Source organism: Streptosporangium amethystogenes (assembly GCF_000721075.1).
Lineage (GTDB): Bacteria > Actinomycetota > Actinomycetes > Streptosporangiales > Streptosporangiaceae > Streptosporangium > Streptosporangium amethystogenes.
Window position 1 is genome coordinate 15,102 of sequence record NZ_JOEQ01000017.1, and the last position, 23,740, is coordinate 38,841.

General features: G+C 70.3%; 20 protein-coding genes. 9 read left to right on the forward strand and 11 right to left on the reverse strand.

Going from position 1 to position 23,740, the window contains the following annotated elements:
- Nucleotides 1-18: 18 nt before the first annotated feature.
- The 5 genes from araB to IG98_RS0123850 form a co-directional block, all read right to left on the reverse strand.
- The gene (gene araB / locus IG98_RS0123830) at nt 19-1,692 is read right to left on the reverse strand and encodes a ribulokinase (RefSeq protein ID WP_030916202.1); all 1,674 of its coding nucleotides are present in this window, start codon (nt 1,690-1,692) and stop codon (nt 19-21) included.
- A gap of 63 nt (nt 1,693-1,755) precedes the next feature.
- Complete coding sequence (gene yjfF, locus IG98_RS0123835; RefSeq protein ID WP_037971100.1) at nt 1,756-2,742, reverse strand: galactofuranose ABC transporter, permease protein YjfF; 987 nt, start codon at nt 2,740-2,742, stop codon at nt 1,756-1,758.
- Nucleotides 2,739-3,788 carry an ABC transporter permease gene (locus IG98_RS0123840; protein WP_030916209.1) on the reverse strand — a complete coding sequence of 350 codons (1,050 nt, stop codon included), beginning with the start codon at nt 3,786-3,788 and terminating at the stop codon, nt 2,739-2,741. Before IG98_RS0123840 ends, yjfF begins: the two co-directional genes overlap by 4 nt.
- The gene (locus tag IG98_RS0123845) at nt 3,785-5,302 is read right to left on the reverse strand and encodes a sugar ABC transporter ATP-binding protein (RefSeq protein ID WP_030916211.1); all 1,518 of its coding nucleotides are present in this window, start codon (nt 5,300-5,302) and stop codon (nt 3,785-3,787) included. Before IG98_RS0123845 ends, IG98_RS0123840 begins: the two co-directional genes overlap by 4 nt.
- A 206-nt stretch (nt 5,303-5,508) precedes the next feature.
- On the reverse strand, nt 5,509-6,498 hold the full coding sequence (locus tag IG98_RS0123850; protein WP_051752812.1) for a LacI family DNA-binding transcriptional regulator: 990 nt from the start codon (nt 6,496-6,498) through the stop codon (nt 5,509-5,511).
- 546 nt (nt 6,499-7,044) lie between these two features.
- On the opposite strand from IG98_RS0123850, the gene chvE reads away from it, so the two are divergent.
- From chvE to IG98_RS0123870, 4 genes are all read left to right on the forward strand, one after another.
- Entirely contained in the window at nt 7,045-8,181 is a 1,137-nt protein-coding gene (gene chvE, locus IG98_RS0123855; protein ID WP_030916217.1) for a multiple monosaccharide ABC transporter substrate-binding protein, read from the forward strand.
- A gap of 95 nt (nt 8,182-8,276) precedes the next feature.
- The gene (gene mmsA / locus IG98_RS0123860) at nt 8,277-9,785 is read left to right on the forward strand and encodes a multiple monosaccharide ABC transporter ATP-binding protein (protein WP_157594489.1); all 1,509 of its coding nucleotides are present in this window, start codon (nt 8,277-8,279) and stop codon (nt 9,783-9,785) included.
- 7 nt (nt 9,786-9,792) lie between these two features.
- Nucleotides 9,793-11,040, forward strand: a complete 1,248-nt coding sequence (gene mmsB / locus IG98_RS0123865; protein ID WP_030916223.1) for a multiple monosaccharide ABC transporter permease — start codon at nt 9,793-9,795, stop codon at nt 11,038-11,040.
- Nucleotides 11,041-11,152: 112 nt separating this feature from the next.
- Entirely contained in the window at nt 11,153-12,190 is a 1,038-nt protein-coding gene (locus IG98_RS0123870; RefSeq protein WP_030916225.1) for a TerC/Alx family metal homeostasis membrane protein, read from the forward strand.
- A gap of 7 nt (nt 12,191-12,197) precedes the next feature.
- Here IG98_RS0123870 and IG98_RS0123875 read toward each other — a convergent pair whose 3' ends face one another.
- Together IG98_RS0123875 and IG98_RS0123880 are read right to left on the reverse strand one after the other, a co-directional pair.
- Nucleotides 12,198-12,926, reverse strand: a complete 729-nt coding sequence (locus IG98_RS0123875; protein ID WP_030916228.1) for a maleylpyruvate isomerase family mycothiol-dependent enzyme — start codon at nt 12,924-12,926, stop codon at nt 12,198-12,200.
- A 167-nt stretch (nt 12,927-13,093) separates the two neighbouring features.
- Complete coding sequence (locus IG98_RS0123880; RefSeq protein ID WP_245651684.1) at nt 13,094-14,527, reverse strand: MFS transporter; 1,434 nt, start codon at nt 14,525-14,527, stop codon at nt 13,094-13,096.
- Between the two features lie 175 nt (nt 14,528-14,702).
- Between IG98_RS0123880 and IG98_RS0123885 the strand changes: the two genes are divergently transcribed.
- Nucleotides 14,703-15,329: a TetR/AcrR family transcriptional regulator gene (locus IG98_RS0123885; protein ID WP_030916233.1), complete on the forward strand. Its 627-nt coding sequence runs from the start codon at nt 14,703-14,705 to the stop codon at nt 15,327-15,329.
- A gap of 175 nt (nt 15,330-15,504) precedes the next feature.
- Here the strand turns inward: IG98_RS0123885 and IG98_RS0123890 are convergent, their stop codons facing one another.
- Complete coding sequence (locus IG98_RS0123890) at nt 15,505-17,046, reverse strand: serine/threonine-protein kinase (protein WP_084195595.1); 1,542 nt, start codon at nt 17,044-17,046, stop codon at nt 15,505-15,507.
- 169 nt (nt 17,047-17,215) lie between these two features.
- Between IG98_RS0123890 and IG98_RS0123895 the strand changes: the two genes are divergently transcribed.
- Nucleotides 17,216-17,929 (forward strand): TetR/AcrR family transcriptional regulator, encoded by a 714-nt coding sequence (locus IG98_RS0123895; RefSeq protein ID WP_030916240.1) that lies wholly within the window; start codon nt 17,216-17,218, stop codon nt 17,927-17,929.
- Nucleotides 17,930-17,964: 35 nt separating this feature from the next.
- Nucleotides 17,965-20,136 (forward strand): SDR family NAD(P)-dependent oxidoreductase, encoded by a 2,172-nt coding sequence (locus IG98_RS0123900; RefSeq protein WP_063766271.1) that lies wholly within the window; start codon nt 17,965-17,967, stop codon nt 20,134-20,136.
- A gap of 95 nt (nt 20,137-20,231) precedes the next feature.
- Here the strand turns inward: IG98_RS0123900 and IG98_RS0123905 are convergent, their stop codons facing one another.
- From IG98_RS0123905 to IG98_RS54345, 3 genes are all read right to left on the reverse strand, one after another.
- Complete coding sequence (locus tag IG98_RS0123905; protein WP_030916245.1) at nt 20,232-20,903, reverse strand: ArsR/SmtB family transcription factor; 672 nt, start codon at nt 20,901-20,903, stop codon at nt 20,232-20,234.
- A gap of 6 nt (nt 20,904-20,909) precedes the next feature.
- Nucleotides 20,910-21,404: a cupin domain-containing protein gene (locus tag IG98_RS0123910; RefSeq protein WP_030916248.1), complete on the reverse strand. Its 495-nt coding sequence runs from the start codon at nt 21,402-21,404 to the stop codon at nt 20,910-20,912.
- A 98-nt stretch (nt 21,405-21,502) separates the two neighbouring features.
- Nucleotides 21,503-21,625, reverse strand: coding sequence for a hypothetical protein (locus IG98_RS54345; RefSeq protein ID WP_281178516.1), 123 nt, complete (start codon nt 21,623-21,625; stop codon nt 21,503-21,505).
- A gap of 165 nt (nt 21,626-21,790) precedes the next feature.
- Here IG98_RS54345 and IG98_RS0123920 point away from each other — a divergent pair, with 165 nt between their 5' ends.
- Nucleotides 21,791-22,144: a YciI family protein gene (locus tag IG98_RS0123920; protein ID WP_030916251.1), complete on the forward strand. Its 354-nt coding sequence runs from the start codon at nt 21,791-21,793 to the stop codon at nt 22,142-22,144.
- A gap of 192 nt (nt 22,145-22,336) precedes the next feature.
- On the forward strand, nt 22,337-23,572 hold the full coding sequence (locus IG98_RS0123925) for an RNA polymerase sigma factor (protein ID WP_030916253.1): 1,236 nt from the start codon (nt 22,337-22,339) through the stop codon (nt 23,570-23,572).
- The last annotated feature ends 168 nt before the right edge of the window (nt 23,573-23,740 follow it).

Sequence of the window (23,740 nt, forward strand, 5' to 3'; positions counted from 1 at the left end):
TCACTCGTGGTAGTCCGGTCACGCGTCCTCCTTCTTCGATGTGCTCGCCTCGTTACGCAAGGCCCGCAGGCCGTGCAGCATCTCCCCGTCGGCGAAGTGGTCGTGCAGGCGGCGGTAGTCGGCGTACAGCCGGTCGTAGGCGTCGGCGCGCCCGGCGTCGGGCAGATGGACGGCCTCGGCGCGCCTGCCCATCGCGGCCGAGGCCGCGGTGATGTCCGGGTAGGCCCCGGCGGCGACCGCGGCGTGGATGGCCGACCCCAGGGCGCACCCCTGCTCCGAGCCGATCACCGAGATCGGGCGGCGCAGCACGTCGGCGTAGACCCGCATCAGGAACCGGTTCTTGATCAGGCCGCCCGCGGCGACGAACTCGGTCACCTGCACCCCGGAGTCCTCGAAGGTCTCCACGATCAGGCGGGTGCCGAACGCGGTGGCCTCGATCAGCGCCCGGTAGGTGTCCTCGGGTCTCGTCGCGAGGGTCTGGCCGACGACCACGGCCGAGAGGTCGTGGTCGACCAGCACCGAGCGGTTGCCGTTGTGCCAGTCCAGCGCCACCAGGCCGTGCTGCCCGACCCGCTGCGCGGCGGCGAGTTCGGCGAGGTACTCGTGCACGGTGAGCCCGCGCTGTTCGGCCTCCCGCTCGTAGGAGCCGGGCACCGAGGTCTCCACGAACCAGCCGAAGATGTCGCCGACACCCGACTGGCCCGCCTCGTATCCCCACAGCCCCGGCACGATCCCGTCGCGCACCACACCGCACATGCCGGGCACCTCCGCCAGCACGTCCGCGGGCATGATGTGGCAGGTGGAGGTGCCCATGATGGCGACCATCTGACCGGGCCGCACGGCGTCCGCGGCGGCGGCCGTGACGTGGGCGTCGACGTTGCCGACCGAGATCGCGATTCCCTCGGGCAGCCCGGTCCAGGCCGCGGCGCGGGCGTCCAGCCGGCCCGCGAGACCGCCGAGGGGCGACAGCCGCTGACCGAGCTTGGCGGTGAACCCGGCGAAGGCCGGGTTGAGTTCGGCCAGGAACTCCGCCGAGGGGTAGCCGCCGTCGGTGTGGATGGCCTTGTACCCGGCGGCGCACACGTTGCGGGTCTCCACGCCGGTGAGCTGCCAGACGATCCAGTCGGCGGCCTCGATCCAGCGTTCGGCGCGGCCGTAGACCTCCGGGTCCTCCTCCAGTACCTGCAGACCCTTGGCGAACGCCCACTCCGCGGAGATCTTCCCGCCGTAGCGGGACAGCCACGCCTCCTTCCTGTGGGCGGCGACGGCGTTGATCCGGTCGGCGTGCGGCTGCGCCGCGTGGTGCTTCCACAGCTTCGGCCACGCGTGCGGGCGCTCCGCGAGCCCGTCGACCTCGCAGAGCGGGGTGCCGTCCGCGGTGGCGGGCAGTACGGTGCAGGCGGTGAAGTCGGTGCCCAGGCCGATGACCCGCGACGGGGGGATCCCGGCCGCCGCCACCGCCCCGGGCACCGCCACGCGCAGCACCTGCCGCCAGTCTTCGGGCGACTGCAACGCCCAGTCGGGGCCCAGCCGCACGGCACTGCCGGGCAGCCGTTCCTCGATCACCCGGTGTGCGTACTCGTGCACGGCCGTGCCGACCTCGGCGCCGTCGCTCACCCGCACCACCACGGCGCGGCCGGACAGCGTGCCGAAGTCGACTCCGACCACATAGCGGTCATTGTTAGCGTTCACACAATCTCCAGGACCTCGACAGGGGAGAGCTCCGGCGCGGATCTCCGCGCCGGAGCCGGGGGTTCAGGTGCGTCGTGCCGCACCGAGGCGTTGCAGCAGGATGAAGGCGAAGAGCAGCAGGCCGATGAAGATCTTGGTCCACCAGGAGCTGAGAGTCCCCTCGAAGCTGATGATCGTCTGGATCAGCCCAAGGACGAGCACGCCGAGCACGGTGCCGAGCAGGTAGCCGTACCCCCCGGTCAGCAGCGTGCCGCCGATCACCACCGCGGCGATCGCGTCCAGTTCCATGCCGACCGCGTGCAGCCCGTAGCCCGACAGCATGTAGAAGGAGAGCAGCACGCCGCCCAGCGCGGAGCAGAATCCACTGATCGTGTAGACCGCGATCTTCGTCCTGGCCACCGGCAGGCCCATGAGCAGCGCCGACTGCTCGTTGCCGCCGGTCGCGTAGACGTTGCGGCCCAGCCGGGTGTAGTGCAGCACGTACGCCCCGGCGAGGATCACCACGACGGCGACGAGCACGCTCGGCGAGACGAACGCACCGCCCGGCAGGTCGATCCTGGCCTGGGCGAGGCCGGTGTACGTCGAGTCGGTGATCGAGATCGAGTCGGTGCCGATGGTGTAGCAGAGCCCCCTGGCCAGGAACATGCCGGCCAGCGTCACGATGAAGGGCTGGATGTCGAAGTAGTGGATCACGCAGCCCATGGCGAGGCCGAGCACCGCGCCGACCGCCAGCACCAGCGGGATCACCAGTGTGGGCGGCCAGCCCCCGTCCGTCACCAGGCTCGCCGAGATCATCGTGGCGAGCGCGACCACCGCCCCCACCGACAGGTCGATGCCGCCGGTGAGGATCACGAACGTCATGCCGACCGCCACGACCAGCAGGAACGCGTTGTCGATGAAGACGTTGAGCACCACCTGCCCGGAGGCGAAGCCCTCGTAGCGGATGCCGCCGGCCACGAACATCGCCAGGAACAGCCCGCCGGTCACCAGGACCGGCAGGTACTTGCGGGGGATCGGCCGGTTCGGCGAGAGCACACCCAGGCTGATCATACGGTCACCCTCACCTTCGTGTCGGCGCCGGTGGACGCGGGTGGGGCGCCGCGTCCTCGGCGGTGGAACACCTTCTCCCTGAAGGTCGGCGACTGCAGCAGGCAGACCAGGGTGACGACGAGCGCCTTGAAGAGCAGCGTCGTCTCCGGCGGCACGCCGATCGAGTAGATCGTGGTGGTCAGCGTCTGGATGATGAGCGCGCCGAGCACGGTGCCGCCGAGCGAGAACCGGCCGCCCGCGAGCGAGGTGCCGCCGATCACGACGGCGAGGATCGCGTCGAGCTCGATCCAGAGCCCGGCGTTGTTGCCGTCGGCGCTGGACACGTTGGAGCTGATCATCAGCCCCGCGATGCCGGCGCACAGGCCGCAGAACGCGTAGACCACGATGATCAGACCCCGGGAGCGGATGCCCGCCAGACGGCTGGCCTCGGCGTTCCCGCCGACCGACTCGATGAGCAGGCCGAGGGCGAGGCGCCGGGTGAGGAAGGCGGTCAGCGCGAGCACGACCAGCACGATGAGGATGCAGAACGGCACGGTGAGCCAGTAGCCGCCGCCCACCAGCTTGTACGGCACGCTGTTGACGGTGATGATCTGGCCGTCGGTGACCAGCTGGGCCAGGCCTCGCCCGGCGACCATCAGGATCAGCGTCGCGATGATCGGCTGAATGCCGATCCCGGCGACGAGGAACCCGTTCCACACCCCCAGCACCAGGGAGAGCGCCAACGCCAGGCCGATCGCCGCGAGGACGCCGCCCACCGCGTTCTGGTCGTCCAGCTCGCTGATCCGCAGGCAGGCGAGCGCCCCGGAGATGGCCACCATCGATCCCACGGACAGGTCGATGCCGCCGGTGGCGATGACCAGTGTCATGCCGATCGCCACCAGGATCAGCGGCGCGCCGAAGCGGATGATGTCGATGAGGCTGCCGTAGAGGTGGCCGTCCTTCATCTGTACCGACAGGAAGCCGTCGGTGAACGCGACGTTGGTCGCCAGTAGCAGGACGAGAATGAGCACCGGCCACAGCAGGCGGTGCCTGGCAAGACGGTTCATGGGCGGGCTCCGCTGGCGATCGTCTCCATGAGGACGTCGACCGTGAGGTCGTCGTCGTTGGGCAGCTGCGCCACCAGGTGCCGGTCGCGCAGCACGCCGACCCGGTGGCTGAGCCGGAGCACCTCCTCCAGCTCGGCGGAGATGAACAGCACGGCCATGCCCCCGTCGGACAGGGAGACGACCAGGCGCTGGATCTCGGCCTTGGCCCCGACGTCGATGCCGCGGGTCGGCTCGTCCAGGATGAGCAGCCGCGGCTCGACGATGAGCCAGCGGGCCAGCAGCACCTTCTGCTGGTTGCCGCCGCTGAGGTTGCGCACGAGTTGTTCGGGGTTGGGAGGGTTGATGCGCAGCGCGCCGATGTATTTCTCCACCAGCTCGTCCTGGCGGCGGCGCGGTATGGGCCTGGCCCAGCCCCGCGCCGCCGCCAGGGCCAGCACGATGTTCTCCCGCACGGTGAGGTCGGCGATCAGGCCCTCGGTCCGCCGGTTCTCCGGGCAGAAGGCGATTCCCCTGGCGGTCGCGGCGCGCGGGGTGCGCAGCGAGACCGGCGTACCGTCGATCACCACCTCTCCTGCTCCCGCGTGGTCCGCGCCGAAGAGCAGGCGGGCGATCTCGGTGCGGCCGGAGCCGAGCAGCCCGGCCAGGCCCACCACCTCGCCCTGGTGAATGGAGAGCGTGAACGGTTGCACGGCCCCCGCCCTGCCGAGTTCCCTCGCCTCGATGATCACGTCGCCGGTCCGTGCCAGGTCCTTGGGCTTCTCGTCGAGCCGTTCCAGGTCGGCGAGCTCATTGCCGATCATCTTGCCGACCAGCTCCACCTGGCTCAGCTCGGCGGTGAGGTGCTCACCGACCAGCCGGCCGTTGCGCAGGATCGTCATCCGGTCGGCGATCTCGTAGACCTGGTCGAGGAAGTGCGAGACGAAGAGGATGGCGATCCCCTCCTCCTTGAGCCGCCGCATCACCCGAAACAGCTGCGCGACCTCCCCCGCGTCCAGGCTGGAGGTCGGCTCGTCGAGGATGAGCACGCTCGCGGAGATGTCGACGGCCCGCGCGATCGCCACCATCTGCTGCACGGCCGGCGAGTACGAGGACAGCGGCGCCGAGACGTCCAGGTCGAGGTCGAGCCTGGCGAGCAGCTCGGCCGCGCGCCGGCGTGTCTCACCCCACCGGATGCGGCCGAAGCGGCGCGGTTCGCGCCCGATGAAGATGTTCTCGGCCACTGAGAGGTTCGCGCAGAGGTTGAGCTCCTGGTAGACGGTGCTGATCCCGGCCCGCTGCGCCTCCAGGGGGCCGGTGAAGGCGATTGGCGCGCCGGCCAGCTCGATCCGGCCCGCGTCGACGTCGTACACGCCGGTGAGCACCTTGATGAGCGTCGACTTCCCCGCGCCGTTCTCTCCCATCAGCGCGTGCACCTCCCCCGGCAGGAGTCTGAAGTCCACACCGGTCAGCGCCTTGACGCCGGGAAACTCCTTGCTGATCCCGATCATCCGCAGGATCGGGTCGGGTTCGGCCATGCGGCTCCCTTTCCTCCCAGGAGACGGGCCGCCCGCGAGGCGGCCCGCCAGGTCAGTTGCGGCGGGTGGGCGGCGCCTTTCCGGCCCGCTCCCGCGTGAGAATCGTCTTCGTACGAGCCGGCGTCCGCTGCTCCGCCGGCCGGGCGTCCGGTGTTGGTGGGGTGCGCTGGGGCCCGGCTGGACGTTAGCGCTAACATCAACGGGCGTCACGGGTGGACCGGTGCGGTGCTGGCCCTGGCCACGAACCTCGGCGGAACGACATGCCGCTCGTGGGACCATTCCGCGCCCGCCTCCATCTGCCTGAGCAGCAGTTCGATGCTCCATCTCCCGACCGCCCCGAAGTCCTGCCTGACCGTGGTGAGCGGCGGGGTGAAGAACTCCGACTCCGGGATGTCGTCGAACCCCACGATGCTGATCTGCTCGGGAACCCGCACTCCCCGCTCGGCGAAGGCACGCAGCGCACCGAGCGCCATCTGGTCGTTGGCGACGAACACCGCGGTGACACCAGGCACCGCCGCCAGGCGCAGACCCGCCTGGTAGCCGGAGCGCGGGCTCCAGTCACCGGGCAGCGGTTCGGGGATCGGACGGCCCGCCGCGACCAGCACGTCGCGCCAGCCCTCGATCCGCCCCTCGACCTCCAGCCAGTCCGGCGGGCCGCCGATGTGCCAGACGGTCTCGTGGCCGAGGTCGAGCAGGTGCCTGGTGGCCAGCCGGGCACCGTGGACCTGGTCGACGCTGACCACCGACACGTCGCCGGAGTGGCCGCCCTCGACGGCCACCACGGGGATGTCGGTGGGCACATCGGCCAGCGCCGGGGCGGCCGAGCGCTGCGGCGCGACCACCACGATGCCGTCGACGCCCTGCTCGGCCAGGTAGCCGAGCGCGTCGCGCACTCCCGCGGTGTCGATGGTCTTGAGGCTGACCATGCTGACGAAGTAACCCGCCGACCTGGCGGCCTGCTCGATGCCGTACACGGTGCTCGCCGGCCCGTACAGGGTCGTGTCGAAGCTGACCACGCCGAGGGTGCGGGTATGCCTCGTGACCAGGGCGCGGGCCACCATGTTGCGCCGGTAGCCGAGCTCGTGGATCGCCGCCAGCACCCGGGCGCGGGTCTCGGCACGGACGTTGGGGTGGTCGTTGAGCACGCGTGAGACCGTCTGGTGCGACACGCCGGCCTTCGTGGCGACATCCGCCATCACCGGCGGGCGGCGCTCGTGGCTCGGGCTCACGGTCGGCTCCTTCTGGTGGCTTGGCACAGACTGTGAGCGCTAACAACACCTCGCGTCAAGCACCCGCCACATTGCATTCTGGTTACACGGAAACCATTCGTTAACACCTACTTGACGGCACCGCCATCACGCCCTTAACTGTCCCATACCCCGTTGTTAACGCTCACATATCCTCCGGGAAGGTCTTCATGACGCGAGGACTTCTGACCGCCCGGGGGTTGACAGCCGGCCGACTCCGGCATCCGATGTCTCGTCACACAGCCGGCCGGATCCACGCGGCGTCCCGCGCCGCCGCTGTTAACGCTCACAGAATTGCTCAGGGACCTGCCCGCGGACCTGTTCACGGACCTGTTCACGGACGGTGCGGCGAGCCGGGTCACGGCCCCGAAGGAACGCACCCCGGTGGCGGCACGCACCGCCCGACCACCCGCTGCTCCCGGGAAGCGCCACCTCCCACCTCTCCCGCGGCCCTCCCCCGGCCAGGGCCCCGGACCCCCACACTGGAGGTATTCGATGAAGTTCGCGAAGCTGGTCACCTTCTCGGTGAGCCTGGCTCTCGCCATGGGAGTGACGGCCTGTGGCTCAAGCGTCAAGACCGTCGACCAGGGCGCGTCGGAGGCCGCCTCCGCGGCGCCCGCCGACACCCTGGTCGGCGTCACGATGCCGACCAAGTCCTCCGAGCGCTGGATCCACGACGGTGACAACGTCAAGAGCGCCCTGGAGAAGCTGGGCTACAAGGTCGACCTGCAGTACGCGGAGAACGACATCCCCACGCAGGTCAACCAGATCGAGAACCAGATCACCAAGGGCGCCAAGCTGCTGATCATCGCCTCGATCGACGGCACCGCCATCACCACGCAGCTCCAGCAGGCGGCCGACAAGAAGATCCCGGTGATCGCCTACGACCGCCTCATCCGCAACTCGCCGAACGTCGACTACTACGCCACCTTCGACAACTTCAAGGTGGGCGTGCAGCAGGCGACCTCGCTCCTGGTCGGTCTGAAGCTGAAGAAGGAGGACGGCTCCGAAGGCGACGCCAAGGGCCCGTTCAACATCGAGATCTTCGCCGGCTCACCGGACGACAACAACGCCACCTTCTTCTACAACGGCGCGATGGAGACCCTGAAGCCGTACATCGACTCCGGCACCCTGGTCGTCAAGAGCGGCCAGACCGACTTCAAGACCGTCGCGATCCTGCGCTGGGACCCGGCCACCGCGCAGAAGCGGATGGAGGACCTGATCACCAAGTCCTACTCCGGCAAAACCCTGGTCGACGGCGTGCTCTCCCCGTACGACGGTCTGTCCATCGGCATCCTGTCGGCGCTGAAGAGCAGCGGCTACGGCACCGCCGGCCAGCCGTACCCGATCGTGACCGGCCAGGACGGCGAGGTCGCCTCGGTCAAGTCGATCATCGCGGGCGAGCAGTACGCGACGATCTACAAGGACACCCGTGAGCTGGCCGCCGTCACCGTCGAGATGGCCGACGCGGTGCTCAAGGGCGGCAAGCCCGAGGTGAACAACACCGAGGACTACGACAACGGCAACAAGGTCGTCCCGTCCAACCTGCTGGAGCCCGTGATCGTCTACAAGGACAACTACAAGAAGGTCCTCGTCGACTCCGGCTACTACACCGAAGACCAGCTCAAGTAGGAGCACCGGCGCCACCCCCGCGAGCGTCCGCGGGGGTGGCGGGGCTCCCGGAAGACGCCGAGGAGGCGGACGGCTTGACCGACGACATACTCCGGATGCGCGGGATCACCAAGACGTTCCCGGGTGTCAAAGCCCTGCAGGACGTCAACCTGGCGGTACGCAGGGGCGAGATACACGCGATCTGCGGGGAGAACGGCGCCGGGAAGTCGACGCTGATGAAGGTCCTGTCCGGCGTGTACCCGCACGGTTCGTACGACGGCGAGATCTTCTTCGACGGCGAGCCGTGCCGCTTCTCCGACATCAGGGACAGCGAGCGGCACGGCATCGTGATCATTCACCAGGAGCTGGCGCTCAGCCCGTACCTGTCGATCGCCGAGAACATCTTCCTCGGCAACGAGCGGACCAGCCGCGGCCTGATCGACTGGAACCGGACCAACGCCGAGGCCGCCGAGCTGCTGGAACGGGTCGGGCTACGCGAGAACCCGGTGACACGCGCGATGGACGTCGGGGTCGGCAAGCAGCAGCTGGTGGAGATCGCCAAAGCGCTGTCCAAGCAGGTCAGACTGCTCATCCTCGACGAGCCGACCGCCTCGCTCAACGACGAGGACTCCGCGCACCTGCTCGACCTGCTGCGAGGGCTGCGCGAGGAGGGCATCACCTCGGTGATCATCTCGCACAAGCTGAACGAGATCCAGGCCATCGCCGACTCCACCACGATCCTGCGTGACGGCCGGACGATCGAGACCCTGGACATGAGCGGCGAGGAGGTCACCGAGGAGCGCATCATCGCCGGCATGGTGGGCCGCGACCTCGAACACCGCTTCCCGCCGCACGAGCCGAAGATCGGCGAGGAGGCGTTGCGGATCGAGGACTGGACGGTGCACAGCCCCAGCCAGCACGACCGCGTCGTCGTCTCCGGCGCCAACCTGACACTGCGCCGCGGCGAGATCGTCGGCCTGGCCGGCCTGATGGGCGCCGGCCGCACCGAGCTGGCGATGAGCGTGTTCGGCCGGAGCTACGGGGTTGGCATCTCCGGCCGCGTCTACAAGAACGGCGGGGAGATCCAGCTCCGCACGGTCGGCGAGGCGATCGGCCACGGGCTCGCGTACGCCACCGAGGACCGCAAGCGGTACGGCCTCAACCTGATCGACGACATCAAGCGGAACGTGTCGGCCGCCGCACTGGGGAAGCTGGCCAGGCGCGGCTGGGTCGACGACAACAAGGAGTACCAGGTCGCCGACGGCTTCCGGGAGAGCATGAACATCAAGGCCCCCAGCGTGCTGTCGGTCACCGGGAAGCTCAGCGGCGGCAACCAGCAGAAGGTGGTGCTGTCGAAGTGGATCTTCACCGACGCCGACGTGCTGATCCTCGACGAGCCCACCCGCGGCATCGACGTGGGCGCCAAGTACGAGATCTACTCGATCATCAACCGGCTCGCCGACCAGGGCAAGGCCATCCTGGTCATCTCCTCGGAGCTGCCCGAGTTGCTCGGCGTCTGCGACCGCGTCTATGCCATGTCCGCCGGCCGCATCACCGGTGAGGTCTCCCGGGCCGAGGCCACCCCTGAGCGGCTCATGCAGCTCATGACCAAGGAAAAGGAGTAAGGGCACGATGAAGGTCCCGACCCGTGAGACAGCGCCATCGAGCGGCGGCCTTCCGGCGGTACCCGCCAAGGCGCCCGCCGGCCGCTTCTCCGTCAACCTGCGGCAGAGCGGCATCTACATCGCCTTCGCGCTGATCATCGTGTTGTTCTCCATCCTGACCGACGGAGAGCTGCTCAGCCCGCAGAACATCTCCAACATCATGGTGCAGAACTCCTACGTGCTGATCCTGGCCATCGGCATGATCCTGATCATCATCGCCGGTCACATCGACCTCTCGGTGGGCTCGGTGGTGGGACTCACCGGCGCGATCGCGGCGGTGCTGATGGTCGACATGGACGTGGCCTGGCCGCTGGCGATCCTGGTCACGCTGGTCGCGGGCGCGCTGATCGGGGCCTGGCAGGGCTACTGGATCGCCTACTTCGGCATACCGGCGTTCATCGTCACCCTGGCCGGCATGCTGGTCTTCAGGGCACTGACCCTGACCGTGCTCGGCAACCAGGGCATCGGCCCCTTCCCCGACGAGGTGCGGACCCTCGCCAACGGCTTCGTGCCCGGTTTCCTCGGCAACATCGGCCTCGGCCCGCTCGGCGGCGCCGACCTGCTGACGCTGCTCGTCGGCCTGGCCGCGGTGGCCGGGATCGCCGGCACCCAGTGGCGGGCCCGCCAGGCACGGCTCGGCTACCGGCAGCAGGTCGACGCGCTGCCCCTGTTCCTGCTGAGGATCGGCGCCGCCGCCGCGGTGGTGATGGTGGTCATCGTGCAGCTCGCCAGGTTCAAGAACCTGCCCTGGGTGCTGGTGTTGCTGGCGATCCTGGTGCTGGGCTACACACTGCTGACCAACCGCGCGGTCTTCGGCCGCCACATCTACGCCATCGGCGGCAACCTGAACGCCGCGAGCCTGTCCGGCATCAAGGTGAAGTCCGTCACGTTCTGGATCTTCGTCAACATGGGGGTGCTCGCCGCGCTCGCCGGGATCATCTTCGCCGGGCGGCTGAACCAGGCCGGCCCAACGGCGGGCAACGGCTTCGAGCTGGACGCCATCGCGGCCGCCTTCATCGGCGGCGCCGCGGTCCAGGGCGGGGTGGGCAAGGTGGTCGGCGCCCTCACCGGCGGCCTCATCATGGCCGTGATCAACAACGGCATGTCCCTGATCGGCGCGCCCAGCGAGCGGGTCATGCTCTTCAAGGGCCTGGTGCTGCTCGCCGCCGTGGCCCTGGACGTCTGGACCAAGCGCCGGGCCGGTTCGGCTCGCTGACCCCGTGCTCCCCACCCCCGCCCGCGTCCGCCGCGCGGGACGGTGGCGTCCGGGTGTGGGCCCCCTTACCTGAGGGTAAGCGAGGGTTCTCAACCGGCTGGAGGGAACACGGATGGCGATCGATTCGATTGGCATGTGGATCGCGGTCGTCGTTCTGGTGATGGCGCTGCTCGTCCTCGACTTCATGGTGGCGGCGCGCCGGCCGCACGCCGTGGGCATGCGCGAGGCCACCGCCTGGAGCGTCTTCTACATCGGCGTGGCCATCGCCTTCGGCCTGGTCCTGTGGTGGCTGGCCGGATCGGCGCTGGCGACCGAGTACTTCGCCGGATGGCTGGTGGAGAAGAGCCTCTCCGTCGACAACCTCTTCGTCTTCGTCATCATCCTGGCGCGCTTCTCCGTGCCCCCGGAGAACCAGCAGAAGGTGCTGCTCTTCGGGATCGCCACCGCCCTCGTGCTGCGCGCCGTCCTCATCGCGGTCGGCGCGGCGGCCATCAGCCTCTTCTCCTTCACATTCCTGCTCTTCGGCCTGCTGCTGATCTGGACGGCGATCCAGCTCGTCCGGCACCGGAACGAGGAGCCCGACATCGAGAGCAACCCCCTGATCCGCTTCATCTCGAAGGCGCTCCCGGTCACCGAGAACCTGCACGACGGCAAGCTCGTCGTCCGCGAGGACGGAAAACGGATGGTCACCCCGCTGTTCGTGGTCTTCCTCGCGATCGGCAGCACCGACCTGCTGTTCGCCCTCGACTCCATTCCGGCGGTCTTCGGCGTCACCACGCACCCGCTCATCGTCTTCGCCGCCAACGCCTTCGCGCTGCTGGGGCTACGTGCCCTGTACTTCCTGATCGAGGGCCTGCTGGAGCGCCTGGTCTACCTGTCGATCGGCCTGGCGGTCATCCTCGGCTTCATCGGCCTGAAGCTCATCCTGGCCTTCCTGCACGAGGACGTCTCCAAGGCCTTCCCCGAGATCCCGACCCCGCTCTCGCTGATAGTGATCTTCCTGGTGCTGCTGGTCACCGTCGTCTTCAGCCTGCGCAGAGTGCGCGCCCACCCCGAGGAGCGCGCGCGGGCGGGCACCCTGCACCGGATGCGCCGCAAGGACAGGAACGGGGGCCAGGACGAGGGGCGACAGAGGCGGGACGACCGCTGAGACCCCGTCAGGCCAGACAGCGCAGGGCGGCCCTGAGCCTGCGGGCGAGGGGGTGGTCGACGGGGTGGTCGTCCGGCAGACGGCCGACGGTCGCCGCCACGAACGCCGGAGGCCCCAACTGCTCGCTCATGTCGTCGGCGTGCACCCAGATCCCGTCGGCGGTCAGCTCGACCTGGACCTTCGAACCCTGCTCGGCGAGCACGAACGCGCCCACCCTGGCCCGCCACCAGGTCCGCTCGTCCTCCTCGTCCTCCGTGACGGGCGCACCGACGTCGTCGGCGTGGGTGGCGTACTCCGAGTCGTAGTGGAAGGTCTGCAGTCCCACCGGGTACGGTCCCGCGAGGGTCGGCAGCAAGGCGTCGCGGCCGAGCTCGCGCATCCGCTCGCGGGTCTCCCCGTTCTCGCGCCGCCACTCCTGGAGCACCTCCTCGACCGGAACGTCACGGCGGCGCTCCACGCACCAGGCGTTGAAGGCGTTGAAACCGCCCTCCACGCCCTCGCTCCCGAGCATCGCGACGAACCCGTCGATGTCGTCGTCCAGACAGGCGTGGTTGTACAGCTCCTCCCCCGCCAGGTGCCCGAGCACGTCGCGGACCGACCAGCCCGCCGCCCGCGAGGGACGCCGCCAGCCCTCCGCGTCGAGCCTGGAGAAGAAGCGGTCGAGGCGGGCCGCCTCGGTGTCGAATATGTCGAACGGGTTGAGATCCGCCAGCGGATCCTTCGATTCTGCGGTCATACCTCAAGCAGTACCCGGGGCTCCGGGGCGCCGCACCAGTCGTCATCGCGGTCCGGAGGTTCTGCACGGGTTGCAGGATGCGGCCGCGGTTCCTGCGAGTACCCGGGCAACCGGTGAGAGAGCCTTGAGCCGGCCACTCCGTTGAGAGCGTCATTGGCGGCTGCTCGTCAGTGTCCGCCGTGTCCGTGGCCGACGAAGGTCCTGGACGGCTTGCCCGGCGGCACCAGGCCGAGTGCGATCGCGGCCGCGGCCGCGGCGATGATCGCGCACATCGTGAACCCGGAGACGAAGCCACCGATATCCGCGGCGCCGGGCGTGAAACTCGCCGCGGCGACCGTGGAGACGACGGCGACGCCGATCGACCCGCCGAGTTCGTGGAAGGTGTTGATGACGCCGGAGGCCACACCCGCCTCGGCCTGAGGAATGTTGGCCAGGGTCGTGGTGGTGGCGGTGACGAACGCCGGGCCGATGCCCAGGGCGGCGATGACGAATCCCGGCAAAAGGGTGGTGTAGGCGTTGTCCTGGAGGGAGATGCGGGTCATCAGGAGCACACCGGCGGCGGTGATCAGGAACGCGATCACGGCGACGGGCCGGCCGCCGACCTTGCCGATGAGGTGGCCGCCCAGCTGCGCGCCGACGGTGATGGCGATCGCGACCGGCAGGAACATCAGGCCCGTCTCCAGCGCGCTGAACGTGAGGACGTGCTGAAGGTAGAGGGAGCTGAGGAAGAACAGGGCGAGCATCAGCCCGGTCGCGACGAGCATCACGAATGTTCCTGAGATCACCGGGCGGCGGGCGAGTGTCTCGGCGCGCATCAAAGGTGCCCGGACGCTGCGTTCGATGAGGACGAACACCACGTAGAAGATCACCGCCCCGGCCAGGGGCAGCAGGGTTCCGGCTGCGCCCCAGCCGGTGTCACCGGCGTTGACGAGGCCGTAGATGAGCAGGGCGGTCGCGGCGGTGACGGCGAGCGCACCGGGGACGTCCACCCGCTGGCGCGCCGGACGCGGGCCGTCAGCGGGGACGACCGCGGGAAGGGTGAACAGCACCAGCAGCCCGATGGGCACGTTGACGAAGAACACCCATTCCCAGCCGGGGCCGGTGGTGAAGAGACCGCCGAGCAGTACGCCCAGTGCGGCTCCGGTGCCGCCGATCGCCGCCCACACGCCCAGGGCGCGGTTGCGCCACCGGCCGTGGAAGGTACTCATGATGATCGCCAGCGCCGACGGTGACAGCAGCGCGGCGCCGACTCCCTGGACGGCGCGGCCCACGATGAGCACGGTGCCGTTCGGGGCCAGACCGCAGGCCAGCGAGGCAAGGGTGAAGAGGGCAAGGCCCGCCAGCAGCGTGCGTCGCGCGCCGAGCGCGTCGGAGAGCCGTCCGCCGAGCACCATCAGGCCGCCGAAGCACAGCGTGTACGTCGTCACCACCCAGGTGAGTGCTTCGCGGCCGAGGGCAAGGTCACCGCCGATGGTGGGCAGGGCGACCTGAACGACGGTGATGTCGACGATCAGTATGAACTGAGCCAGGCAGAGCAGGAGCAGTGTGGTCCGCCACCGGGAATCGGGTGGTGTTTCCGCGGGTGCCGGTGGGGTGTGCACGGAGTGACCGTGATTCATAACGTGATCTCCCTGGAATTTCACAGGCTCGATGTCGAGGTTTCATAACCCGAACACTAGTGTTCGGATTATGAAACCATGCCGGGGTAGGGCATGTCGACCGCGAGGTCACGAATGAGGACCTGTGGGGCGAGGACGCGTCGCCTACGCTTCCGTCATGCCCACCACGCACAAGGACGCAGGCGCCGACTCCCCAGTACGCAACCCTTCGCCGGGGAGTCGGCGCCGGGCCGATGCCGAACGGAGCGTCACGGCCATCCTGGACGCCGCGTTGACGGCCTTCGGCGAGAACCCCGAGGTCAGCATGACCGGCATCGCTCGCGCCGCCGGTGTCGGCCGGGTCACCCTCTACAGCCACTTCCCCTCGCGGGAGGACCTCCTCGACGCGGTCATGACGCATGCCGTCCAGGAGGCCAACGCCGCACTCGGCGCCGAATCCTCACCGGAGATTCCCGTACGAGAAGCCCTGGAAATGCTGATCGGCTCGTCCTGGCGGATTCTGAGCCGGTACGGCCGCCTGCAGCCGACCGCCCTTCGAATCCTGGGCCCCGAACGCGTGCGAGAGCATCACGACCAGCCGCTGGTTCGCGTCCGCGACATCATCGTCCGAGGCCGGCGCGAGGGCGTGATTCGCGACGACCTGCCCGAGAGCTGGCTTGTCACCGTTTTCTACAGCCTGTTGCACGCGGCCGCCCTCGAAGTGGATGCGGGCCGCCTGCCGGCGGAGACCGCCGCCGACACGCTGACGACGACCCTCCTTTCCACCCTGGGCGTCTCCACTTGATCTGCCGACGCGACACCCTCACTGATCCGAACAGTATCGTTCGGATCAGTGAGGTATCGGTGGCTGGTGAGAGTTATGTGGGCACACCGTCAGTCCGGTTCCACTACTCGCGGGCCGGCAGCGGCCCGCCGGTGGTGCTCCTGCCGGGAGCGGGAGACTCCGAACGGATGACGCGCTAGTCATCGTCGTCATCGCTGCTGTGATGGAGCGGCCCGGACTGGTCACCGTCCACCTGGCCGTCCACCTGGAAGACGAGCCCCGAGGTTCGCAGGAAGTCGACGAGCGGCCCGTCCGAGGCGAGCCTGCCCTTGCGCCGCGCCTCGCTCAGCTCACGGCCGAGCTTGCCCAGTTCGTCGCGGGCCTTCCCGTTGTCGCCCTCCTGGAGTTTCCCGGCGAGTTTGGCGATCCTCTCGCGGACCTTGCGGGCCGTCTTGGGGTCGATCTTCCCCTGTAGCTCCTGCGCGGTGACCGCCTGCGCCAGGGCCGCCAGACGTGCCTGCCATCCGTCCGCCGCCGGCGCGGTCGGGCTGGGCGCGGGGGCCGGTGCCGCGGACGCGCTCGGCGAGACGGCGGGGGTCGGTGACACGGGTGCGGACGACGCCGGGGAGGGCGCCTTCGAGGGCGCCGCCGACGTGATCGCGGGTGACGCCGCCGCGGTGCCCTGTCCCGCCGGATCCGGCGAGGCCGACACCCACAGGGCCACCAGCACCGGCAGGGCCACCACGCCCAGCAGGATCGCGACGAACATGCCGGGTGAACTCTCCCGCAGGAACCTCGTCGCACGCCCCGGCCACGCCTGCGCCGGCGGGCCGCCCGTCCCGGCGGAGACCGGAGACACCGAGGGCAGCACAGAGGTCGGCGCCGGAGGCCCGGACGCGTGCGGCGCCCTGCGGGGCGTCGCGGCCAGGAGCCGGCGGACGACCTCTCCCCCGGTGGGCCGCGCGGCGGGGTCCTTCTCCAGCAGGGCCAGGACGAGCCTCTCCAGCTCCGCGGGGATGCCGGGCCGGTGGCGGCCGGGCGGGTCCGGGCGGGCGCCGACGTGCTGGGAGATCACCTCCGTGGCCGTGCCGACGAACGGGGGCCGCCCGCAGAGCAGCTCGTAGCAGACGCAGCCGAGCGCGTACAGATCGGCGGCCGCGTTTCCGGGCTCGCCGCGGATCTGCTCGGGCGACAGGTAGGCGGCCGTGCCGATGACGGTGCCCACCGAGGTCAGTCGCATCGCGGCCTCGGTCGCGACCCTGGCCGTACCGAAGTCGACGACCTTGAGCACGCCGCCCGCCCCCAGATGCAGGTTCGCCGGTTTGACGTCGCGGTGCACGACCCCGGCCTGGTGCGCGGCGTCCAGCCCGAGCGCGATCTGCCCCGCCAGGCGGCACGTCTCGGCCACGCTCAGCGGTCCGCGCTCGGCCAGCTCGGCGGCGAGATCCCGGCCGGTCAGCAACTCCATCACCAGGTACGGGCGGCCCTCGTGCTCGCCCATGTCGAGCACGGTCACCACGTTGGGGTGGATGATGCGCGCGGCGGTCCTGGCCTCCCTGGCGAACCTCTCGCGCACCGCGGCGTCGGCCACCCGCGGTGCCAGGATCTTGACTGCCACCGGCCAGCCGGGCCGCAGGTCGTAACCGCGCCAGACCTCGCCCGTGCCGCCGTGGCCGATCAGCTCGTCCAGCCGGTACCGCCCGGCGAGCACCACGGCCGCCCCTTCCCAAACCGCCATGATCTCCCGCCATCAACTCCGAGCCCGGCAATTGGCACACAACTGTAGGGTGCCTCGCCGGGACCGCGGGACAAGATCGTGTTCCGGTTTCCCGAGACCCGCCGCTTTCCCTGTCAATCCGTTCATTGATGGATTGCGAGGTAGGGGCATCACGACCAGACTGTCCGGCATGAGGAAGAGCGAGGAAGACGTCTCCGCACCCCCGGCCCGCCGCCGGGGACGCCCGCCCAGGGACAGGTCCGCGCCGGCCACCTCCGACCGCGTCCTCGCGGCGGCGACCGACCTCTTCGCCCGGCACGGGGCCGACGGCGTCTCCATGCGCGACATCGCCGCCCGGGTCGGCATCGACGTCTCCAGCGTGCACCACCACTTCCCCTCGAAGGCGTCGCTGTACGACGCCTGCTTCGCCCGCGTCTTCGAGCTGGAACGGGCGACGCTCACGCCGCCGGTGCGCGCCCTCCTCGACGCGGCGCGCTCCGGACCGGCGGCCGACGTGGTGCGCGCCATGCACGACCTGGTGGACGCGTTCGTGGACTTCCTCGACGACCACCCCCAGACCACGTTCCTGTGGCTGCGCCGGTGGCTGGACCCCAGCCTCCACCTGTCGCTGGACGAGGCGTACTCGCTGCCGATCTACGGCGAGATCGAGCGGGCCCTGCTGGCGGCGGCCACCCGCGGCCTGGTCGTCGAGCCGACGCCGCACATCACCGTGCGCGGCCTGGTCTGGGCGGCCCACGGCCACGTGACCTCCCTGGCCGCCCTGACCGCCCGGGGGGGCGATCCGGTGACCGCGGACCGCGAGCGGCGCGAGTTCCGCGCCTACGCCCACCGTTTCGTCGACCGGCTCTACGCACCCCCTGGCGCGGGGGCCGTGGACGGTTAATAATCCATCATCCGATGGATTATGGGAGGCAGCGGATGAGCTCAGCGGAACCGGGCCGGGGAGTGACCCTCGGAGGCGCCGGCGCACCGGGCCGGGGGGTGACCGCCGTCATCGGTGGCGGCGCCGCGGGCATAGCCGCGGCCAAGGCCCTCATCGAGGCCGGCCTGCCGGTGCTCGGCATCGAGCGCGCCACCTGTTTCGGCGGCCTGTGGCGGCTGGACGCCGGCACCGCGTCCTACGAGGGCCTCCGCCTCAACACGAGCAAGCCGCGCACCGAGTTCTCCGACTTCCCCATGCCCGCCGAGTGGCCCGACTACCCGACCCGCGCCCAGATGCTGGAGTACCTGCGGTCGTACGCCGAGCACTTCGGGATCGGCGAGAGTTTCCGGTTCGCCACCACGCTCGAATCGGCCCGGCGTACCGGCGACGGCTGGGAGCTGGCGCTGACCGGCCCCGACGGGCCGTACACCGAGACGGTGGAGCATCTTGTGGTGGCCAACGGCCACAACCACGAGCCCCGCCACCCCGAACCGCCGTACCCGGGGACGTTCACCGGCACCGAGTCACACGCGCACGGCTACGTCACCCCCGCCGAGCTGGCCGGGAAGCGGGTGCTCGTCGTGGGCACCGGCAACTCCGCGATGGACATCGCCGCCGAGCTCGTCGGCCACGCGTCCACCGTGCTGCTCTCGGCCAGGCGCGGTGTCTGGGTGCTGCCCAAACGGCTGCTCGGCCGCCCCTCCGACCAGCTCAACGGCGCCCTCGCCGCCCTGCTCCCCTGGCGGGTGCGCCAGGTGGTCTCCCAGGCGGTGCTCAGGGTCGCCGACCGGAAACCCGCCGGGCCGCGCCTGGCCGCCCCCCGCCGAGGCGTGCTCCAGGACCACCCGACCCTGAGCGACTCCGTTCCCGAGCTGATCGCGAGAGGAGAGATCCTCGCGCGGCAGGGCATCGCGCGCCTGGACGGCTCCCGGGTCCACTTCGCCGACGGACAGGCGGACGAGGTGGACCACATCGTGTGGTGCACCGGCTACCGGGCCGTGACCCCGTTCCTCGACACGGACACGGTGCCCGACCCGGCGAGCCTGCTGCTCTACCGCCACGTCTTCCCCATCGGCGACGACTCGATCAGCTACGTCGGGCTGATGCAGTCGACCGGCTCGGCGTTGCCCGTCGTCGAGGCGCAGGGCCGCCTGGTGGCCGCCGTACGGACCGGAACCCATCGGTTGCCCGATCCGGAGAGCGCGCGGCGGATCGCCTCGGCCGAGCTCGACGCCGCGCGGGAGCGCTGGGGACAGCGCAGGCCGCACATGCGGATCGACGTCGACCAGTACCTCCGCGTCGTGAACCGCGAGCTGCGCCCGTCCCCGGCGCGCACGCTGGCCGGGCGCCGGATCCTGGTCACCGGCGCGGCGGGCACCTTCGGCAGGGCGATGAGCGCGCGGTTCACCGCCCAGGGCGCGCGGGTGGTCGGCCTGGACGTCGTCCGTCCCACCGCCCGCCCCGACGGCTCCGACATACCGATCATCGCGTGCGACATCACCTCCCAGGAGTCCGTCGACGCCGCGGTGGCGGAGGCCTCGGCCCTGCTCGGCGGCATCGACCTGCTGATCAACAACGCCGGCCGGGGCGGGCCCGCCCCGGCCGAACTCGCCCCGGGCGACGAGGTGGAGGCGCAGCTGCGGCTGAACCTGCTCGGCGCCTGGAGGGTGACGGCGACGGTCATGCCCCACCTGGTACGTGCCAGGGGGCAGGTGGTCTTCATCGCCTCACGGATGGCGGTCCTGCCGCTGCCGCTGGCGGCGGCGTACGGCGTCTCCAAGCGCGCGCTCGCGGCCTACGCCGACGCGCTCCGCCTTGAGGTCGGCACGCACGTCGGCGTGACGACCGTCTACCCGAGCATGGTCCGCAGCCCGATCCACGACAGCACGAGACAGGCCGGGCTCTCCCTGGACGCGGTGTCCCGGCCGGAACCTGTCGAGGGCGTGGTCGACGCGATCGTCCGCGCGGTCACCGCCCGCCGTGCCCCCCGTGACGTGGCGACCACCCGCCGGGGGCGGGTCGAGATGATGGTGGGCAGGCACGCCCCCGCCCTGGCCGACCGTCTCGTCCGGCGCACCGTCGCCGCCCGGATGGCGGCCGGCGACTTCGCGGACGCCCCCCTCGCGGCGGGCATGGTGCGCCGGCACCTGCGCCGGCCGGAACCATGACCACCCGCCGCGCGGTCGCCTGAGCGCGATGTGACTCGGGCGAACCGAATGCCGGGAACGGTGGTGATCCACTCCGACGACGCGGCCGCGCGCCGTCACCGGGCGGCGGCACCGGTCCGCAGTCGCCCGCCCGTGCGTCGCCAGCGGGTGAGCCCGCCGTCCAGCGGACGGGCCCGGAAGCCGTGGTCTCGGAGGAGGAGCACGGCTTCGGAGGAGACCACGCAGTAGGGGCCGCCGCAGTAGGCCACGATCTCGGCGTCCCCGGGCAGTTCGTCGAGTCGGTCCCGCAGCTCGGCCAGCGGAACCGACACCGCCCCCGGCACATGGCCGCGGGCGTGGTCGGCGGCCGGGCGGACGTCGACGATCACGATGCCGGGGTCGTCGAGACGCGCGGCGAGCTCGTCGGCGGTCACCGCCTCCAGGACCGCCACCTCGCCGAGGTGCTCGGACACCGCCTCCCGCAGATCGGCGAGCCTTTCCGCGGCGAAGTCCTGCAGCTCGCCCAGGAAGCGCGAGACCCGCTCGTCGGCCAGCCGGTAGTAGACCCGGGTACCCGCCTTGCGGCTCGTCACCAGGTGAGCCGCGCGGAGCTGCTGCAGCTGGGCCGAGGTGTTCTTCAGCGGGATGTCCGCCTCCTCGGACAGCTGCTCGACGGTGCGCTCCCCCTGGTCGAGCACATCGAGCAGCCTCAGCCGCACCGGACTGGCCAGCGTCCTGCCGATCCGGGCCAGCTGCCGGTAGATGGGCTCCTCGGGAAACTCCGCCATGACCCGTCAGACCATGTACTGGTCGTGGCGGAGGTAGACGTCCGCCCACTCCTCGTCGCTGAGCCGGCGCCCACCTGCCGCGATCTCGGCGAGCTCCTCGAAGTAGCCCTCGCGAGGTGCCCCCGGCGCGAAGAGCAGCAGCAGCGAGGCCGGTTCGCCGGACTCGTTGCGGAAACTGTGCACCCCGCCCTCCGGGACGTACAGGAAGTCTCCCGCCGTCGCGTCGGTCCAGGTCCTCCCGTTGAACAGCCGCACGGTCCCGGAGAGCACGAAGAAGGACTCGGAGATCGTCCGGTGGAAGTGCGGGTCCGGGCCGGACGGCTTCGCGCCCATGTCCCAGCGGTACAGACCGAACTGCCCGTTCGTCGAGGCGCCGGTGCCCAGATAGTGCACCTGTGTCCCGCCTTCGCCTATCACCAGGTCCGGCCCCGCACTCGCCGGCCGGAAGAACCCGCTGCTCTCGCCCGTCTCACCCAGGTAACGAGGCTCCGGATATGACATCGCGCCCTCCCGCTGATCCGCTGTAGCTAATATTCCAAAGAATCATAGAACAGGGGAGGGCTCAGGGACACCCTCGCCGCGACCTCCACGGTGAACGGTCAGCGGAGCAGGATGTTGAGCAGGACCGTCAGGAGGACGGAGAGCAGCACGGAGACAAGGATCATGGTCAGGCATCCGGCCCAGCCGCCCAGTACCCTGATCTCCGTCTTTCCGATGCGCATGCCATCGTGCTACCCGACGACGACCGGGGAAATCCGGCCCACCGGTGAGCGCGAAGCCGGAAACATTTCCCCGGGACGGGGGCTCAATGTCGATTCGGCCCGACGCCGTTCGTGTAGTGGGTGGGACGCCGACGGTGGCGTCTCGCACTCGCCCAGGAGGACCCGATGAAGCAGTACCTGCTCAGCATCTACCAGCCCGACGGGGAGGCTCCCCCGCCCGAGACGCTGGAGCCGATCATGCGGGACGTCGACGCCCTGGACCGGGAGATGAGGGCCGCCGACGCCTGGGTCTTCTCCGCCGGCCTGCACCCGGCGAGCACGGCGACCGTGCTGCGGGTCAAGGACGACGAGGTGCTGATGACCGACGGCCCCTTCGCGGAGGGCAAGGAGCACCTCGGCGGGCTCACCGTCGTCAGGGCGCCCGACCTCGACTCCGCGCTCGAATGGGGCCGGAAACTCGCCCGCGCGACCACCCTGCCGGTCGAGGTACGTCCGTTCCAGGGAGAGGTGGCAGGCTGATGCCGGGCACCGGCCGAGAACCCGAAGCCGTCTGGGGCCGGCCTCGTCTTCCCCGGCCGGTGTGGATCCGCGCTTCCCACGGAAAGCCGCGCGGGGCGAGGTGACGGTCTGATGCCACCCCCGGCCGAGAACCCGAGGCCGCCTGGGGCCGGCCTCGGCTCCCGTGACGGGGAGACGGGCAGCCTCACACCGATGTCCGGCGGGCCGCGCCTTCCTCCCTCGGAGATCGCACGAGTGTTCGCCGAGGAGTACGGCCGCGCGGTGGCGGTCCTGGTCCGCGTCTTCGGTGACATCGACGTCGCCGAGGAGGCGGTCCAGGACGCCTTCACCATCGCGGTGCGACGCTGGCCGTCGGCCGGACCGCCACCGAGCCCGGCGGGATGGATCATCACCACCGCACGGAACCGAGCCGTCGACCGGCTGCGCCGCGAGGCCTCCCGCGAGGACCGGCACGCCCAGGCCGCCCTGCTGCACGCCCGCGACGAACAACAGGAGGAGGGACCCGTGCGCGACGACCGGCTACGCCTGATCTTCACCTGCTGCCACCCCGCGCTCGCCCCCGCCGCCCGGGTCGCGCTGACCCTGCGACTCCTGGGCGGGCTCAGCACCGCGGAGATCGCACGTGCCTTCCTGGTGCCCGAGACGACCATGGCCCAGCGGCTGGTCCGGGCCAAGGGCAAGATCCGCGACGCGCGGATCCCCTACCGGGTCCCTCGCGACGCCGACCTCCCCGACCGGCTCCGGGCCGTACTGGCGGTCGTCTACCTCATCTTCAACGAGGGCTATACGGCGAGTGCGGGCGAGCGTCTGGTCCGCGAGGACCTCTGCGCCGAGGCCATCCGGCTCGGACGGCTGCTGGCCGACCTGATGCCCGACGAACCGGAGGTCATGGGACTGCTCGCGCTCATGCTGCTCGTCGAGTCGCGCCGGGGCGGCCGCACCGGCCCCGGCGGCGAGCCGGTGCTCCTGGCCGACCAGGACCGTGGCCGGTGGGATCGCGCCCTCATCGCCGAAGGCCAGGCCATCGTCCGGCGCTGCCTGCGGCGCGACCAGCCGGGCCCCTACCAGATCCAGGCGGCGATCAACGCGGTGCACAGCGACGCGCCGGTCCCGGCCGCCACGGACTGGTGGCAGATCCTGCGGCTGTACGACCAGTTGCTGGCGCTCGCCCCGAGCCCGGTCGTGGCGCTCAACCGCGCGGTCGCGGTGGCCGAGGTCGAGGGTCCCGACGCGGCGCTCACCCTCGTCGACGACCTCGACCTGGACGGCTACCACCTGCTCCACGCCGTCCGTGCCGACCTGCTCCGCCGCCTGGGACGCACCGCCGAGGCGGCGTCGGCCTACGAGGCGGCGATCGCCCGCACCGAGAACGCGGCCGTGCGCGATTTCCTGCGCCGCAACCATCGGACGCTCACCGGAGACGGATGACGGATGGCTGCTGCTGGGTTCCACATGCGGACAAGGTGCTTTCATCCGCCCTTGTGGGAGCGGTATCATCAGGCGCGCCCAGGATGATCCACAAATGTCTTCCGCGTCGCCGGGAAAGCGACCCACCTCCGTACGGCTGTTTCGACCACGAATCCGTTCCACCGGAGA